We start from the raw sequence: 16,647 nt of genomic DNA on the forward strand, positions 1-16,647 counted from the left end.
GACCACAAGTCTTACTATTTATTCATTGCCTCTAACAAGGGGAAAATATTATGAAAAATTGCACAAAAATCGTCCGTGGATATCGAAGAAATACGGCTATGAATCAAGCTATTCATGGACGTTACCGACAATATACCGCTTTGCTTATCAAGCTCCACCTTGGCGCCGTGTAATATTTTTCTAAGAACCATCTTCTCTGCGTCATCATTTTCAGCATCTACAATATGCTTTACAATATCACCAAGTATTGCTACCAACTTTCTGTCATTACCATTTTTTTCAACTTCGACAATCTGCTTTTCATGCTCACTACAGTACTCCTTTGCCGAAAGCTCAAACAGCGCCCTCAATAAGAACACATAGGAATACCTATGCTTATCTATTTTTAATCTGAGTATTTCTTCATGCAATGCCGCAACTTTTGCGCGACCGGATTTTACCTTGAACTTCTTTAACTTATTATAAACCGACTTAGGGTCATGTAATGATACTGCCGTAGCTGACTTTCCCTTACTTGCAGTATTTGCAGAAGAAGTCTTTGCACTTCCTTTGCCCTTCTTAGCATCACTTCTAGCAATTCCATACTTCTCTGAAAACGGATTGTCTTTGCGCAAATCCGAAAACTGAAAAGCTCCCATCCCTATGTCGTACAGAATTCTGTCCAGCACTTCCTTATTGCCTTTTGGATATAAGTCAATTAGCTCCTTGACAGAACCAAGAGCAAGGCTCTTATAAAGTTTTTGAATTGCTTCGTCCAATATAGTAAGTGGATAATCTCCTGCCCATTCTTCGACCTGTTGTGGCGTCAAATTATCATTATTTTGCAAATATTTTTCTAGCAAATCCAACCCCGGCGTAAAATTTTTATTATGTTCTCGATCATGCCTAGCGCTTGCTACAGCATTCCATTTTCTTCTCGCTGCCATTTCACCTTTGCCATGAATGCGCGTAACAATTTTATCGACTAGTTCTTCTTGCTTTGGCGTATAAACCAAACAAGGAACCGTCCTATTGGATGTCTTCCAAGATTCAGTTAAACCTTCCATTGTCTTCTTAATATTGTCTGGCAACTCCCGATAAGAAACTAAACCGTATGCAAGTTTCAAAGCAGCAACTCTACGATTACCTTCTTTTACAATAAAGGCTCCATCGCTTCTTTCTAGCACAAGAATATTTTCTGTCGGCATATACCCATCTACCAACAAACTCTCATACAAAGCCCAAAAATATTTCGGGTCTATCGTAATCAACGCATGAACGGCTCTATCCTCACTCTTCTGCCTAATAGTCCTAGGATTAGCCAGGTCAATAATAAGTTTGCTTACTTCTATATCTTGCTGTCTTGACACTATTCCCCCTTTTTTTCTAACTATACAAAAAGCGCCCCTCGCGCGAAGGCCGCTTCTTTACTCAATGCTGAATTGCTCTCAATGCAGGCATTGCGTTGTCCTATGATATTTTTATTGGCTTAAAGATTTTGATGAACTTTGTCAGGCAGGAGTTAATTTACCATACCATAAACGGTTTTCAAAGCGTTTTTTTCACACCTCCCCCGCCCCACCCTCTTTCACTCCCCTCCTTAGCAAGGAGGCAGGCTCCGCTTGCGTCCGCCAACGGCAGACAATGCAAGTGGAAGCGGGGAGGTTTACAAAGGCCGCTTCCTTATTCCCTTCGCCCGGCATCGTCTACCCCACCCCGCCTCCCCTTATAAAGGGGAGGAAATAAGGTAAGACACTGGATTCCCGCCGGAGTTTACCCCGTACTTGATACGGGGCGGGAATGACGACCTGTGAGATTGCTTCGTCGGCCTTCGGCCTCCTCGCAATGACCGCCCCCGCCCAAACCGCCAAGTTTTGCGCCAGACGCGGCGAGGCCCCCACGCGCCGCACCTCGCCCCCGCCCAAGCACACAGCCCGAAATAAAAATCCCTCTCCCCGTTGAAGTCCGGGGAGAGGGAAAAAGGGTGAGGGGTACAAAGCTTTGTCTTTCAAAACCCCGGGTATGGGGCTAAGCGATGGGCTTAAGCGGGCCGCATAAGAGGCGGACGTATTGCCGGGGTCGCATGAGCGAAGCGATTTAAGGCGGGGCAGGCTGCGCCTGTTTCATGGCGTGTAACAGGCAAAATGGTGCGCTAAGCACATAGGCCAATCGAAGAATATTCGGGTGCAGGGGTCACCCCTGCCGTGGGGTAGTTATGCGGCGGGGTCGCAGCCCTCGCACGCCCCATACCCAAAAGCCGCCCCGCAGGGGCAAATGTTTTTTAAATGGATTCCTGCTTTCGCAGGAATGACAGAGTATACAGAGACGAGATCCCGAAACAAGTTCGGGATGACAGACAGATTTTACCCCACCCCGCCTCCCCTTATAAAGGGGAGGAAATACGATAAGACACTGGATTCCCGCCGGAGTTTACCCCGTACTTGATACGGGGCGGGAATGACGACCTGTGAGATTGCTTCGTCGGCCTTCGGCCTCCTCGCAATGACCGCCCCCGCCCCTCCGCCCCTTCCCCCGTCGCCCCGTGCCCTTCCGCGCCGTCCCCTGCCGCCCCCACCCCCAAACCGCCAGGTTTTTCGCCAGACGCGACGAGGCCGTTTTTTCAGCGCAGGCGTATTTTGGTAATACGTCGAGCACAGAAAAAACGGCCTCAACAAAAATTGCTTTTATATTAGGGTGCAGGCGTCACGCCTGCTAAAAAAATCCCGCGTAACGACGCATCACGGCCGAATCGCGGGTTTAAATGCGGTTTGCCTACTTAGTAATCTGCTTGATGATAACGTTCGTGTCGGTGAACTGCTCAAACCCCGACGGATAAAACTCCAGCGCAAGCCTTGCCTGTTTGAGCGCGTTCGCCGCAAACCCGGCCTTTTCCGCGGCGTTTTTCTCCGCCTTCCACTTATCGTAGAAGTAATTGGCCAGCAGATGGTGCACCCAGCCCGTCCTCTGGCGGCACACGCCCTTGGGGTTGTCGTAGCACGAAAGGAACGACGTGTTCGCCTTCTTTAAGCTGTGCGCCTCGGTCTCGCTAACCTCTATGTACTTATAGTAGAGCCCCTTGGCCTCCTCCGCCCTGCCAAGCGCGCGCATCATCTCGCCGCCAAAGTAGTACACGTGCCCGTTGTCCTGGTCCACGCCGCGCACCACCTCTATAAGGCGGCCAAGGCGCGCGAACTCGGCCTCGGTGTACGGGGCCTTGTGCGCGTTCACCACGCGGTTATATTCGTCCCTCAGCTCGTTGCCGTTCTCGAGTATGACCTTCACCGACGTGTCCGTCTGCACCACGCCGGCGCAGAGCGCGTGCGGCCCGTACACGCATTTATTCCAGTTGCACATGCGCTCGTTCATGCCGGCGCTCTGGTCGGTTATCCTCTCAACAACACCGGCAAGCACGGCTATGACCTGGTCATCCAGCACGACGCGCTTACTTACGCAGTTATTCAAGTCCGCCTCGATGTTGCCGAACTTATAGTGTGAGATGTTGAAGCCGACGAAGTTACTGCCGCTAATACACTCCTCGACCGAGATCTTCGCGTTCTCCGGAAGCTTCGAGGCAGCAAGCATGTCGATTGTGTCGCTGACGATTGGGGCGCAGCCGCAGCGGCCGTACTGCTCCGGTGAGATGGACGCGCACGGGTACGCCGCCTTGTCCGTCTTCGCGCCGGTAGTCGCAGCAGCGCACGCGGAAAGCGCGAAGCATAACGCAAACAGCGCCGCCGCGTAAGCAGCAGAAAAACCGCTCCTGTTGTAAGCCATAGCAAACCTCTTAAGGAAAAAACGGAAGAAAAACCTACTTACGACCCCTTGCCTTGCCCGACATTACAGTCACGGCAGAACCAAGGAGCTTCACCCTCGAGCTGCCGAGCTTGACCTTCACGTACCCGCCGCGTTTCGAGGCCTGGTACCCGGTGAGCTCGATTTTATTAAGCTTTGGCCCCCAGTACGGCGCAAGCGCGCAGTGCGCGGAGCCTGTGACCGGGTCCTCCGGAATTCCGTACGCAGGCGCGAAAAAGCGGGAAACAAAGTCCGCGTCCTTACGCCTCTCGCTCTTTGCCGTAACTATCAGGCCGCGTATGGGAAGCGACTTTATGTAGTCGACTCTCGGCGTAAAGTGTTCGACATCGGCCTCGCTTCGAAGCTCCACAAGAAGGTCCGCCCCGGCCTTCCCTGCCCACACTGCCTCTGCGCCAATGCCGTTCGATATCTCCCGTCTTACGTCCGTGCCAACTCCAAGGTCGTCAGGGGTAACGATTGGAAAGTCCATTTCTATCAGGCCATCCTTCTTCTTCGTGGCACGAAGCTCTCCGGAGCGCGTGTGGAACACGCATGTCTCGTCTGCTTCGATAAACCCCTCCTCCCAGAGTATGTGCGCGGAGGCAAGGGTAGCGTGGCCGCAAAGGTCGACTTCGGTAGCGGGCGTAAACCAGCGAAGCGAAAACCCGCCGTCCGCAAGCTCGCGAAGGAACGCGGTCTCCGAGTGGTTCATCTCGGAAGCAAACTCCTGCATGAACGCGTCCTCTGCCTCGTCCCCGCAAACGCAAATTGCAGAAGGGTTGCCCTTGAAAATCTCGGTTGTAAAGGCGTCTACGATATATATCTTCATACGCAAAATCTCCGGAAATAAATATACTACAAATCACAAGGATTTGGCAATGCATGTTTGCGTAAAACAGGCATGCCAAGTCCTTTATATGGCACCGCGCGCGAAACATATAAATGACAGCAGCCTTCTTGCCTACGTGCTCGGCCCTGTGGTATAGTGGCTCATTCGAGGCGCGGCCTTGTATGCTTTTTAACTCATACGTATTCATATTCATATTCCTGCCGGTAACAACGCTTGTGTTCTTCGCAATCGGCGGCAGAGGCCACCACCGCGTTGCAAGCGCGTGGCTGGTGCTGACTTCGCTCGTGTTCTACGGCTGGTGGAACCCGAAGTACGTGGCTCTCATAATGGCCTCCATCTGCTTTAACTACGCGGCAGGCGTGATGCTCTCGGCAGAGGGCAGAAACAATAAAAAACTCATCCTCGCAGTCGCCATAGCCGCGAACCTCGCGCTACTTGGATACTACAAGTACGCGAACTTCTTCGTTGATAACTTAAACGCCCTCGCCCACACGGGCCTTACGCTCGAGGCAATCATTTTACCAATCGGCATATCGTTTTTCACATTCACGCAGACAGCGTTCCTCGTTGACGCGTACAAGGGCGAGGCGCGGGAATATAACTTCCTCCACTACTGCCTTTTCGTCACGTACTTTCCGCACCTTGTGGCAGGCCCGATACTTCACCACAAAGAGATGATGCCGCAGTTCGCAAAGGCATCCACGTACCGCCCAAGCAGCCCGGACTTTGCCGTTGGCTTAACGCTCTTCTCGTTCGGGTTATTCAAGAAGGTCATGTTCGCGGACGAAATCGCAAGGTACTCGACCCCCGTGTTCGCTGCTGCAAGCTCCGGCGCTGCCGTTGGGTTTGCCGAGGCGTGGTGCGGCGCTCTGGCGTTTACATTTCAGCTCTACTTCGACTTCTCGGCGTACTCGGACATGGCGCTTGGGCTTGGCAGGATTTTCTCGATAAAGCTGCCGATAAACTTCCATTCACCCTATAAAGCGGAGAACATCATAGAGTTTTGGAGAAGGTGGCACATAACGCTCTCGCGCTTTCTAAGAGACTATCTCTACATCCCGCTTGGCGGCAACAGAAAGGGCAAGTTCAGAAGATACTTAAACCTGCTCGTAACAATGCTCCTTGGCGGGCTCTGGCACGGCGCAGGGTGGACATTCATCATCTGGGGCGCCTTGCACGGGATATACCTCGCCCTCAACCACGCCTTCCGGGCGTTCAGGGCCTCGGTGCTCGGACACGATTTAAGCAAATCCAGCATAACAGGACGCGCGGCAGGACGCGCCGTTACGTTCATAGCAGTCGTTATCGCCTGGGTGTTCTTCAGGGCCGAAGACTTCTCTACCGCTATCGCAATGCTAAAGGGCATGGCGTTCATGAACGGCTTCATGCCTGCCGCAGACGTTGTAACATCGAAAGAGATACAGCTCCTTGCCCTGCTCTTCATAATAGCCATGTGGGCGCCAAACTCTCAGGAGATGCTAAAAAAGCACGAGGCCGGGCTCAACACCTACAAGAACACGATAGAAGAGCCGCGCCTTAAGCTCCTTAGCTGGAGCCCCACACTTACGTGGGCAATTATAGCGGCAATACTTGCCGCGGTCTCGATACTCTCGATGACCAAACTTAGCGAATTTTTGTACTTCAGGTTCTAAAGATGGAAAACACGGCATACAAAAAATTCGGCTTCGTATGGTTCACGCTGACTGCGGTCGCGCTCCTTTGCGTGGGGCTTATAAACCTGATAGTCGATCCGCTCGGCATACACAAGGTCGTCGCTGTCGAGGGCTTCAATAAAGTAAAAACAGAGGCAATGCGGACGGAGGCCTTTGTGCGGGTTGTGGAACTCGAAAGGGCAAGGCCCGATGCCGTCATAGTCGGCTCATCGAGAGTAAAAACCGGGCTCGATGAAAACCACCCGGGCTTCGACAGGACTGTAAAAAGCCGCTTTAACCTCGGGCTGCCGCTCCTTAACGCGTACGAGATAAACGCGTACACAGCGTACGCGAACTCGCTAAATCCGCTAAGGCAAATCGTCTACGGCCTGGACTTCTTCTCATTCAACGTGCATTCGCCGCGCCGCCCGGACTTCGATGAAAAGCGCGTGAATGCGACAAAAAACCTGCACTACGCGGCCAAGCGCGTGGAGGACTTCTCGGCAACGCTTTTCTCGGCAAAGATGCTTAACTCAAGCATCAAAACGCTAAGACGCCAACCCGAGAAGACCGCAACAAGCAAAGAAACAAAGGCTTTACAAACCACGGCAACAAAGGAAACTGCCAAAGGAGAGGCACCGCAAAATGACGGCGGCAACACAGCAGCAGAAGTACCCATAGATACACTGGAAGAAAAACTGCCGAGGACCGTTCGCACAAACTTCCGCTTTACCGAACGCACCTACATGTCAAAGGTCTGGTTTGCGGGGGCTGACGCGGCATACGGCTTGACCGACAAGCGCGGCAAGTCAGCACCTCTCGAGGCGTTTCGGGCAACCCTTACTCTCGCGCACGAGAACTCGATAGACTTGACTCTCGTTATCTCGCCGATACACGCGCGCATGATAGAGGCAATCAGAATAAGCGGGCTTGAAACAACATTCGAGGACTGGAAAAGGCTGCTTGTGAAAATCAACGAGGAAGAGGCGGCAAAGAGGGGGCGCTCTCCATTCCCGCTCTGGGACTTTTCCGGGTATAACAGCGTAACGACCGAACACGTCCCCTTTGACAACGAACCGCAGGAGATGAAGTACTATATCGAAAGCTCGCACTACTTAAAGGCCGCCGGAAACCTCGCGCTCGACAGAGCCTTCTCGCACTCGGAGCCGGGAAGGAACGTGCCCAAGGACTTCGGGGTGCTTCTTACCTCAAAGAACATCGAGGCAACTATAGAAAAAACGCGTAGAGACGGCGAACTCTACAGAAGGACGCATCCAAAGGACATCGCGGAAATAACAGAAGAAGCTGCGGTGGCGAAAAAAAAGCGCGACCGACTCAGAAAATCAGCGGAATAAGAAAACAGCGCGGCCCATGAAGGGCCGCGCCGCCAAAACAAATATCAAACCAGATTATCTGCTGAAAAGCTTTTTTAGCCCCTTATCGAGCTGCTTTTTTAATTCTTTTTTCCCTTCTTCTTTTACCTTTTCCTTTATGATCTTCGTAGCCTCTTTTTCCGGGGCCTGGATCCCGCCGCCTTTTTTAACGGCCTCTGCCGCAGCCTCACACGAATCCGAGCCCTTTGGCGCAGAGAGCATGGCGTCTATCGCAGGGTCCTTGAACTCCTTGCCGCCAAACTTTTTGCCGAGCGCAAGGGCAGCTCCTGCGGCGTCTATCTCGACATCCGGAGAGGCGATCCTGCCGCCAAGCTTTGCGGCAGAGACAAAATCCGAGAGCCCTGTCTTACCAAGCGCGCCTTTCTTATCCACTGCCTTGAAACGAAAATCGAGCTTTTCCGTTCTCAAATCCACATTGCCGGAGCCGACAAGGCCCGCAAGGTCGGTGTTGACGACTATGGCGCTCGACGTAGCTATGCCGTCCTTTATATCGAACCCGGCGATGGTGCAGCCGACTACCGTGTTTGTCCCTGCCTTTACGCCCGGGCTAAGGAGCTTGAGTATCATTTTGCCGGCATTGCCGCGGCCCTCCACAAAGCTGTTGGAAAGCTTACCTGCGCCTCCGGCAAGCGAGACCTTGCCGTCAAGCGAGGCCATGATCGCGGCAACACTCTCGCCCTCGCCGCTTATATTGACATCCGAATCCACCTTGCCTTCGTATACATCCGTTATGCCAAGGTCTTTTAGCATCACGCCCACGTCAACGGCCCTGATCGTTTCCGTAAGCGTAAGTACAGCGGCCTTGCCCTTTGCCTTTAGCGAGAGCTCGACCTTTATATCCCCTCCGCCAAGCTTTGCCTTCATGGGCTTTATGTTAAGAACACCATCATGCAAAGAAAGGTCGACCGAGGCGTCCTTCACAAGCATGCCCGGAAGAAGTATCGAAGCTGCAGAGAGCTTCACATCCGCATCAGCCTGCTTAAGACCATCCAGAGGAATCGGGTCTCTTGGGAACACGTACTTTGCCGGAGGCTCGGTACTTGCAGCAGGGGCCGGAGCAGCCGGCTTTGCGGCCTCGTCCTTTTTCATGAGAGCTTTCAGATCGAACTTCTTTGCCTTCAAATCAGCCTTTACGTACGGCCGTGCACCTGAGAGCTTTGCTTCTAAAGAGCCAGAGAGGTCGCTTCCGGCAAAACCGGCTTCGAGGTTCGAGACCTTGAATACCGTCATGTCGCCATTCATGGAGAACTTAAGAGAGACGTTAAAGGGCATCTTCTCGAAGGCGCCGTCAAGGGATATGCTAATCGGCCCTTTTATATCGGCTGCAGAGATAAGAAGCTTATTGAGCTTTACATTGTAAGAAGCCCCTGTTCTCGCGTCCTTGTAGGCAAATATCCCGTTCTCGACCCTTACGTCGTCAAGCGTAATGGTTGGCACATCCATCGAAGCTTTTTTCTTATCGGCCTTTTTCTCTTCCTTCTTCTTCTCTTCCTTTGGCGCGGCCTCTGCGGGCTTCCTTGGCGCATCGAACTCGACGTTGAGCTTACCGGCGCTATTGGCCTCGATAAGTATGTCCGGGCCTATTACGGCAAAACGCTTTACGCGTATCTTCTTGTGTATAAGCGGCCAGAGAGCGACCTTTACCTCCACGCTCTCGACCTTTACCATCTGTTTACGCGAGCCCCAGGGCGCGTTCTCAAGCCCTATCTTTCCGATGATAAGCGACGGCGTGAGCCCTATCTTCAATTTTATGTCGCCGTCTATCGCGAGCTTTCTTCCGGTCGCATCGTATGCTGCCCGCGTTATCTCGGGCTTTAGCTTGTTATAATCGTAAGTAAGGACAATTACGAATGCCGCTATGACCACTATAAAAAACAGGGCAATAACGCCAAGAACTATCCATAAGAGTTTTTTCTTCATTGCAGACGACCTCCGTGGTATTTAAGGCCAAGCAGCGCCGACATCGATATGGGAAAGTGTATACCAGAAGGCCCTCTGGTTGCAAGAGGGGCGATGCCACAGCGCCAAAACAAACGATTTCGTCTTTGCTCTTGAATTGCGTCTTAAAAACGTTTATTATAATAAATCTTCGTAATTGTCGGGGCGTGGCTCAGCCTGGTAGAGCACTGCGTTCGGGACGCAGGGGTCGGAGGTTCGAATCCTCTCGCCCCGACCATTTTTTAAAAACAAAAAACCGTAGCCTTGCGGGATTCAACATGAAACCCTCGTCAAACAAGCCTACCCACCTCAGGCCGACTGTCTTTGGCCTCTTATCTCTTCTCGCAATTTTATTATTTTTAATGCCAACAACAGCAGAATCATCCGGCAAAGCAAAGTCTTCTTCCGGAAAATCTTGGCTACTGGAAGAACTCCAAACAAAGTGCATAGAACTCGACAGCATCACCATCGGAAAAGGAGAGGAATTCTTCGCGAAAGAATGCGCGGTCTCAAGTTTTGAGCACATCGGTAAAGTCGAAAACGACGACTACTACGTAGCATTCTACTGCGTGATAGAAAACACCGCTGACGAAGAAGATTCCTGCGCTTCGGCCGACAAATATTCGGTAGAAAAAAATTACGCCATCGCCGTGTTCAAGCAGAAACACGACTCCAAAACGGCCGAACTCGTTATAAAGCGCCTTACAACGGACTACGGTGAGGACGAAGGCGGGCTTCCCTTCGAAAGCGTGAAAATAATAACCATCCCTTGCGGAACCACACTGCAAATCATATCGAGATACAGAAAATACTATAACATGGAAACATTTTACATACGTAACGGCAAACTTGACAAAAAAATCAGCTTTAATGGTCTCTGGGCGAACTCAGACAAATTGATACCGGCTAAAGAACGCCAATATGGCTGGGAAGCAACGGAACCGGACCTTGAAACCATGACCATTACCGCCATGATGGCCCAAAAGAACGACCCACCGTGCTGCCAATCCGGCCCGGATTATATATTCAACTTAAAATGCACCGGCAATCGTATTTTTATAGACTCGCTGAAAAAAGTAGACCGTTCTGAAGAACGCTGAACTCCTTGTCATAAAGAACCTGGGGCTTTTGACCTTTTCGCTCCAATCATATAAAAATCCATAACCCGCAAACCGCCAAGTTTTGTGCCAGACGAGGCAGAGGCTGTTTTTTCGCGCAGGCGTATACGTAGTATACGGCGAGCAAGAAAAAACAGCCACAATAAAGATTGCTTTTACATGTGGGTGCAGGCGTCACGCCTGCCGCAAAAATCGGCGGTTTACAAATACCGCCCGATTGACACCTTCATCGCCAAAGTGCTACCTTAATACCATGCTCTACTACCCTGTATTCCTCGACATAAAAGACAAAGACTGCCTCGTAATCGGCGGCGGCAAGGTGGCCGAGAGAAAAGTTCTTACGCTTATAGAGGCAGGGGCCAAAGTAACGGTACTTAGCCCGAAGCTCACGCCCGCCCTTGAAAAACTAGCAAAAGGCCGCAAAACCAGCAAAATCAGGCACATAAAAGGCAATTACAAACCCGGACTTATACAAGCATATTCGCTCGTAATCAGCGCGTCGTCATCGAAGGTCACTAACAAAAAAGCAAGCAGCGAGGCGCAAAAGCTAAAGATTCCAGTAAACGTCGTTGACGAGCCAAAACTCTGCTCCTTTATACTTCCTTCTATAATAAAGCGCGGCGACGTGGTCATAGCAATATCGAGCTCCGGAAAAAGCCCGCTTTTATCGAAAATATTAAAGGAAAGCCTCGATGCCGTAATCCCGGCAGAGCTTGCCAGGTACGCGGCCTTTGTAGGCGCTGTACGCAATAAGTTATTGAAAGAAGGAAAGAAAAGTGCTATAAAAATAAGGTTATATAAGGGGCTCTTTACCCCTGCCGTGTTCGAGATGTTCCTTAAACGCGACAGGCATGGGGTCACACGATATATAAAGAAACGTCTTGGCCTTACGCTAAAAGGGCTCGGGCTAAAATTGTTTTGAACGTGGCATTAAAATAAAAAATATCCGGGCGCGGCGGTCGTGTCAACGACAATGGTTCTACAAATAGCGGCCGCTGTATACGCGGTCTCGACGGTCATATACGTCGTATATCTCGTAACGCACGGAAAGCGGCTTGCGGCAGCGGGCAGTTATGCGCTCCTAACGGCACTTGCCGTACACACGACGGCAATACTGGCAAGGTGGATAGCGGGCGAAAGATTTCCGCTAACCAACCTGCACGAATCGCTAAGCTTCTTTGCCTGGTTTTCGGCGCTCTCGTGCGCGTATTTGTTTTTGAGGTACAAGATGCCGGTGCTTGGCGCATTCATTGCGCCGTTTGCCCTGTTTTTAACGCTTGCTGCTTCTACGCTGCCAAGCGACATCGCGCCGCTTGCGCCTGTGCTAAACACGCACTGGCTAAAGGCGCACATAGCTGTAGCTGTAATCGGCAACGCCTTTTTCGGCCTTGCGTGCCTGTTCGGGGTCATGTACCTCATACAGGACAAATATTTAAAGAGCAGAAAAATAGGCGGCATGTACTTCGTGCTGCCGTCTTTGGAAACGTTAGACGAACTGAACTACAGGTGTCTGACCTACGGATTTCCGCTCTTAACCCTCGGCATAGTGAGCGGAGCGCTCTGGTCTGAGCACGTGTACGGCTCATACTGGATATGGAAGCACCGCCAGGTGTGGTCGCTAATAACCTGGCTCATGTACGCGGTCCTCTTGCACGGCCGTTTGACCGCGAACTGGAGGGGCAGAAAGGCCGCGGCCTTTTCGGTAATAGCTTTTTGCGTGCTTTTCGCCACATCGCTCATAATATACACGCTCCTTGGAGAGGGGCACGGGCTTCTTAAAATGGGGCAACCATAAACGCATGAACATAATAACAGTAGGACTAAACCATAAATCAGCGCCTGTAGAGATAAGGGAAAAGCTTTGCTTTCCAGCGGACTCTATCGGCGAGGCGTTAAAGAAGCTCTCGACATCCTACGGCATAAACGAGGCCGTTATCCTCTCGACCTGTAACCGCGTCGAGATAACCGGTGTGGCTACGGAGATGGAAAAAGGGGTGCGCGCCGTAAAACGTTTTCTCTCGGAGCACCACTCCATACCGCTTGAAGCGCTTGACGAACACCTCTACGTGCACACGGGCGAGGACGCTGTAAAGCATCTTTTCCGCGTTGCCTCGGGGCTAGATTCCATGGTCATGGGCGAGCCGCAAATCCTCGGGCAGGTAAAGGACGCGTATGGCTACGCTGTCGAGCACTCGTGCGCGGGAATCGTCATAAACAAGCTCTCGCACAAGGCATTCAGTGTAGCAAAGCGCATAAGGACGGAAACAAAGATAGGCGCTGCGGCTGTTTCGATAAGCTACGCTGCAGTGGAGCTTGCGAAAAAAATATTTGGCGAACTGGAAGGCAAGACCGCCATGCTTATCGGCGCAGGCGAGATGGCCGAGCTCGCGGCAAAGCATCTACTAAACTCTGGGGTAAGAAACATCATCGTCTCGAACAGGACATTCGAGCGCGCAGTCGAGCTCGCAAAGACATTTAACGGCACGGCAGTCACATTCAGGGAATTCCCGCACAACTTAAAAAACACCGACATCGTAATAGCATCCACGGGCTCTCCCAAATTCATCATCAGGCCCGAAGACATCGAGGCCGCGATGCGTGAAAGAAGGCACAAGCCGATGTTCTTTATCGACATCTCGGTGCCGCGTAATATCGACCCTCTCGTCAATAACGTGGACGGCGCGTATGTCTACGACATAGACGATTTACAAGGTGTCGTGAACGCCAACTTAAAAGAACGCCACAAAGAGGCCGAAGAGGCCGAGAAAATCATCGACCACGAGATAACTGCCTTTTACCGCTGGGTAAAGTCACTGGACGTGGTGCCGACGATAATCGCGCTAAGGCAGAAGTTTGACCGCATTAAAAGGGGCGAGCTCGACAAGGCCTTTGCCGAACTCGATACGCTCTCCGGCAAGGAACGCGAGGTAGTAGAGGCAATGGCCGCCGCGATAGTAAACAAGATACTCCACTCGCCTGTAACCCTCATAAAGAGGAACTCTGAAAAGGTCGAGGGCGACATGATAATCAATGCCACACGCGAACTCTTCGAGCTTGAGAAGGAAGAGGCGATGAAAAAGGCGCACGGCAACAGCGACAAAGAAAGTTCATAAAACCAATGCAACTAGTAAAGTTTCGAATCAAAAATTATAAGTCTATCACCGACAGCGGCGACTGCTACTTGTCCGATGCAATAACCATTCTTGCAGGCAAAAATGAGTCCGGCAAAACCTCTATTTTAGAAGCCTTAAACGACTTCAACATCAACAAAACCATACCAGAAAACACTCGCCCTATCAAAGATTCAAAAGCACTTCCTCAAATAACAATATTTTTCAAAATTAACACCAGTCTAATAAAAGACATCCTAGAAAAAAACGGAATTAAAACCTACCTAAAGGACGCCACTGCTGTCTTGGGTATTACAAAATATCTCCCCAATAAATACGCAATAGACCTAAAAAGCCTCGAAGATTCCAAAATCTTTAACCCATCGTTCATTGAAAAACGGAAAGAATATATTTTAAGGCAGTATGAAAAGTTAAAGCCGTTTTTCACCACGTACCCAGCATTAGGAGCGGCACCAGGCAATATAACAAATGAAAACATATTGACAGCAGAACCAATTATAAAATCCTACAAAGAGACCTTGGACCAAAAAACCGCTTTAATACATGATGCAGAAGCTCGTAAAAAATTTAGCAATCTAATATTAGAACTGATCCAACTATTTATCGACATTGCAAATTCAAAAAATATTCCCAGTGTACTATGCGAAGGATTAAAACCGCTCTTACCAAATTTTATATTATTCAATTCGTTCGAAGATATATTCCCAAACCAAGTACCTATTGCAGAACTAAAGACAAATCCGTGGACACAAGACCTAAGTATCATAAGCGATTTAGATCCAGACATTATAGCTCAACAGGCGTCACAACTCAAATACAAGCACAAAACGGACATCAACATCTCAATAAAAGAAGATTACTCAAAATTCTGGACGCAAGACGCCGAATCTCATATAGCCATCGACTGGAATAGCACTATTTTAGAATTTTGGATTATAGAGGACAATTATCCATACACCCCTCATCAAAGAAGCAAAGGAAGACAATGGCATCTTGCTTTCTATATAAAAGTGTCTGCACGCGCAATGGAAAACAAGCTGAACATACTCCTTATTGATGAGCCTGGATTGTTTTTGCACGGAGCAGCACAGAAGGATATTCTCAAAAAACTCGAAGTTTCAGCCCAAGATGCTCAAATAATTTTTTCTACACATTCACCATATTTACTGGAACCGGACAAATTTGACAGGATCAGACTTGTTGATCGCACTGACAAAAGTACGGGCACAAAAATACACAACAAAATACACGCCCTCGCAGACAAAGAAACCTTAACTCCGCTTCTCACCGCAATAGGATTAGAACTTACTAGCGGTATTATTAATGTAGACAAAAAAAGTAACGTGGTTGTCGAAGGGATATCCGACATTTATTACCTACAAGCATTAAAAAACATTTTAGACAAAGACAATATTAACTTTATTTTTGGTGGAGGGGCTGGTAATATGCCTTTTGTCGGCACCATTCTACATGGTTGGGGATGTAACGTAATTTATTTGTACGACAATGATCGCGGCAAAAGAGATGGAGAAAAAAATTTAAAAAATACTTGGCTTATTTCTGACGACCTTATAGTGCCAGTACTGGGTGAAAAAAACAAACGCATAGAAGATATCTTTTGCAAAGCCGACTTTTCGAAGCTAATTTTGCAGCGCGACAAAGTCAATTATATTTGTAGTAATTCGGAATTTATAGGCAATCCAAAAAATAAAATCGACAAAGTTCTTCATGCCAAAGAATTTCTAGACAAAACTCGGAGCAATACCATCAGTCTTTCCAGTGAAACATTAAAAAACGCCACGCAACTATTTGATAATTTAACAGAGAAATTCAAAAATATTGCTTGAGGAGATGGTTTTGAAAAAGAAAATAGTTATCGGCACGCGCGGCTCCATGCTCGCGCTCTGGCAGGCGAACTGGGTAAAATCGGAGATAGAAAAAAGAAACCCCGGCCTCACGGTCGAACTAAACAAGATAAAGACCACGGGAGATAAGATTACGGACGTGCCTCTTGCCAAGGTCGGCGGCAAAGGGCTCTTTGTAAAGGAAATCGAGGAAGCGCTTCTTGACGGGAGCGCGGACCTGGCAGTGCACTCGATGAAGGACGTACCTACGTTTTTCCCGGACGGCCTGCAGCTCCACGCAATAACAGAGAGGGAAGACCCGAGGGACGCGCTTATTGCAAGGGAAGGCAACACTCTAAAAGACTTAAAACAGGGCGCGAATGTCGGCACTTCAAGCCTTAGAAGACAGGCGCAACTTTTAAAAGTACGGCCCGATATAAAGATATCGCAGCTAAGAGGCAACCTGGATACGCGCTTTAGAAAGCTCGAGGAAGGCGTGTACGACGCCATAATACTCGCGGGCGCTGGAATAAGAAGGCTTGGCTGGGGCTCTAAGATAACCGAGTACATAGACCCCCTACTGATGCTACCGGCGATTGGCCAGGGCGCGCTCGGCATAGAGACAAGGACAAACGATGCCTATATAAACGAACTTACATCGTTCTTTAACCACCGCGACACCTCGGTTGCGGTAAGGGGCGAGCGTGCGCTTCTAAAGAGATTGGAAGGCGGCTGCCAGGTGCCGATAGCCGCTCACGCAACAGTAAATAAGGATGAGGTTTCCATCACAGGGCTCGTTGCCTCTGTGGACGGCAAGACGATTATAAAGGATTCTATCAAAGGCGCGGCCAATGACACCGAAGCACTCGGCATAGAGCTTGCCGAAAAGCTTTTGAAGGCCGGGGCAAAGAAGATTCTCGACGAGCTGTACAACGCTTAAAGGGCTGCG

12 protein-coding genes and 1 tRNA gene are annotated in these 16,647 nt (G+C 50.0%); 9 read left to right on the forward strand and 4 right to left on the reverse strand.

The annotated features are described in order from the left end of the window. Positions 1 to 14: 14 nt before the first annotated feature. The 3 genes from OEV59_03135 to OEV59_03145 form a co-directional block, all read right to left on the reverse strand. On the reverse strand, positions 15 to 1,349 hold the full coding sequence (locus tag OEV59_03135) for a hypothetical protein (protein ID MDH4226738.1): 1,335 nt from the start codon (positions 1,347 to 1,349) through the stop codon (positions 15 to 17). A gap of 1,402 nt (positions 1,350 to 2,751) precedes the next feature. After that, the gene (locus OEV59_03140; GenBank protein MDH4226739.1) at positions 2,752 to 3,753 is read right to left on the reverse strand and encodes a hypothetical protein; all 1,002 of its coding nucleotides are present in this window, start codon (positions 3,751 to 3,753) and stop codon (positions 2,752 to 2,754) included. Positions 3,754 to 3,787: 34 nt separating this feature from the next. Further along, positions 3,788 to 4,600 (reverse strand): PhzF family phenazine biosynthesis protein, encoded by an 813-nt coding sequence (locus tag OEV59_03145; GenBank protein MDH4226740.1) that lies wholly within the window; start codon positions 4,598 to 4,600, stop codon positions 3,788 to 3,790. A 182-nt stretch (positions 4,601 to 4,782) separates the two neighbouring features. Here OEV59_03145 and OEV59_03150 point away from each other — a divergent pair, with 182 nt between their 5' ends. Together OEV59_03150 and OEV59_03155 are read left to right on the forward strand one after the other, a co-directional pair. Continuing rightward, the gene (locus OEV59_03150; protein ID MDH4226741.1) at positions 4,783 to 6,273 is read left to right on the forward strand and encodes an MBOAT family protein; all 1,491 of its coding nucleotides are present in this window, start codon (positions 4,783 to 4,785) and stop codon (positions 6,271 to 6,273) included. A 2-nt stretch (positions 6,274 to 6,275) separates the two neighbouring features. After that, a complete protein-coding gene (locus tag OEV59_03155; protein MDH4226742.1) occupies positions 6,276 to 7,628 on the forward strand; it encodes a hypothetical protein in 1,353 nt (450 codons plus the stop codon). Positions 7,629 to 7,682: 54 nt separating this feature from the next. Here the strand turns inward: OEV59_03155 and OEV59_03160 are convergent, their stop codons facing one another. Next, positions 7,683 to 9,587, reverse strand: coding sequence for an AsmA family protein (locus OEV59_03160; protein MDH4226743.1), 1,905 nt, complete (start codon positions 9,585 to 9,587; stop codon positions 7,683 to 7,685). 179 nt (positions 9,588 to 9,766) lie between these two features. Here OEV59_03160 and OEV59_03165 point away from each other — a divergent pair. From OEV59_03165 to hemC, 7 genes are all read left to right on the forward strand, one after another. After that, positions 9,767 to 9,843, forward strand: a tRNA-Pro gene (locus OEV59_03165). Positions 9,844 to 9,967: 124 nt separating this feature from the next. Next, the gene (locus OEV59_03170) at positions 9,968 to 10,705 is read left to right on the forward strand and encodes a hypothetical protein (GenBank protein MDH4226744.1); all 738 of its coding nucleotides are present in this window, start codon (positions 9,968 to 9,970) and stop codon (positions 10,703 to 10,705) included. Positions 10,706 to 10,940: 235 nt separating this feature from the next. Next, entirely contained in the window at positions 10,941 to 11,645 is a 705-nt protein-coding gene (locus OEV59_03175; GenBank protein MDH4226745.1) for a bifunctional precorrin-2 dehydrogenase/sirohydrochlorin ferrochelatase, read from the forward strand. 51 nt (positions 11,646 to 11,696) lie between these two features. Beyond that, complete coding sequence (ccsB, locus tag OEV59_03180; protein MDH4226746.1) at positions 11,697 to 12,518, forward strand: c-type cytochrome biogenesis protein CcsB; 822 nt, start codon at positions 11,697 to 11,699, stop codon at positions 12,516 to 12,518. Positions 12,519 to 12,522: 4 nt separating this feature from the next. After that, positions 12,523 to 13,836: a glutamyl-tRNA reductase gene (hemA, locus tag OEV59_03185; GenBank protein MDH4226747.1), complete on the forward strand. Its 1,314-nt coding sequence runs from the start codon at positions 12,523 to 12,525 to the stop codon at positions 13,834 to 13,836. A gap of 5 nt (positions 13,837 to 13,841) precedes the next feature. Next, a complete protein-coding gene (locus tag OEV59_03190) occupies positions 13,842 to 15,701 on the forward strand; it encodes an ATP-binding protein (GenBank protein ID MDH4226748.1) in 1,860 nt (619 codons plus the stop codon). A gap of 4 nt (positions 15,702 to 15,705) precedes the next feature. Continuing rightward, positions 15,706 to 16,638 carry a hydroxymethylbilane synthase gene (gene hemC / locus OEV59_03195; protein MDH4226749.1) on the forward strand — a complete coding sequence of 311 codons (933 nt, stop codon included), beginning with the start codon at positions 15,706 to 15,708 and terminating at the stop codon, positions 16,636 to 16,638. Positions 16,639 to 16,647: the final 9 nt, after the last annotated feature.

It is taken from the genome of Deltaproteobacteria bacterium, from assembly GCA_029858205.1.
Classification (GTDB): Bacteria; Desulfobacterota; GWC2-55-46; order GWC2-55-46; family DRQE01; genus JAOUFM01.

Bases quoted from the DNA above. Each gene is read 5' to 3' on its own strand.
- OEV59_03160 (MDH4226743.1), bottom strand. From the start codon at position 9,587: ATGAAGAAAAAACTCTTATGGATAGTTCTTGGCGTTATTGCCCTGTTT.
- hemA (MDH4226747.1), top strand. From the start codon at position 12,523: ATGAACATAATAACAGTAGGACTAAACCATAAATCAGCGCCTGTAGAG.
- OEV59_03190 (MDH4226748.1), top strand. From the start codon at position 13,842: ATGCAACTAGTAAAGTTTCGAATCAAAAATTATAAGTCTATCACCGAC.
- ccsB (MDH4226746.1), top strand. From the start codon at position 11,697: ATGGTTCTACAAATAGCGGCCGCTGTATACGCGGTCTCGACGGTCATA.
- OEV59_03145 (MDH4226740.1), bottom strand. From the start codon at position 4,600: ATGAAGATATATATCGTAGACGCCTTTACAACCGAGATTTTCAAGGGC.
- OEV59_03150 (MDH4226741.1), top strand. From the start codon at position 4,783: ATGCTTTTTAACTCATACGTATTCATATTCATATTCCTGCCGGTAACA.
- OEV59_03170 (MDH4226744.1), top strand. From the start codon at position 9,968: ATGCCAACAACAGCAGAATCATCCGGCAAAGCAAAGTCTTCTTCCGGA.
- OEV59_03155 (MDH4226742.1), top strand. From the start codon at position 6,276: ATGGAAAACACGGCATACAAAAAATTCGGCTTCGTATGGTTCACGCTG.
- hemC (MDH4226749.1), top strand. From the start codon at position 15,706: ATGGTTTTGAAAAAGAAAATAGTTATCGGCACGCGCGGCTCCATGCTC.
- OEV59_03140 (MDH4226739.1), bottom strand. From the start codon at position 3,753: ATGGCTTACAACAGGAGCGGTTTTTCTGCTGCTTACGCGGCGGCGCTG.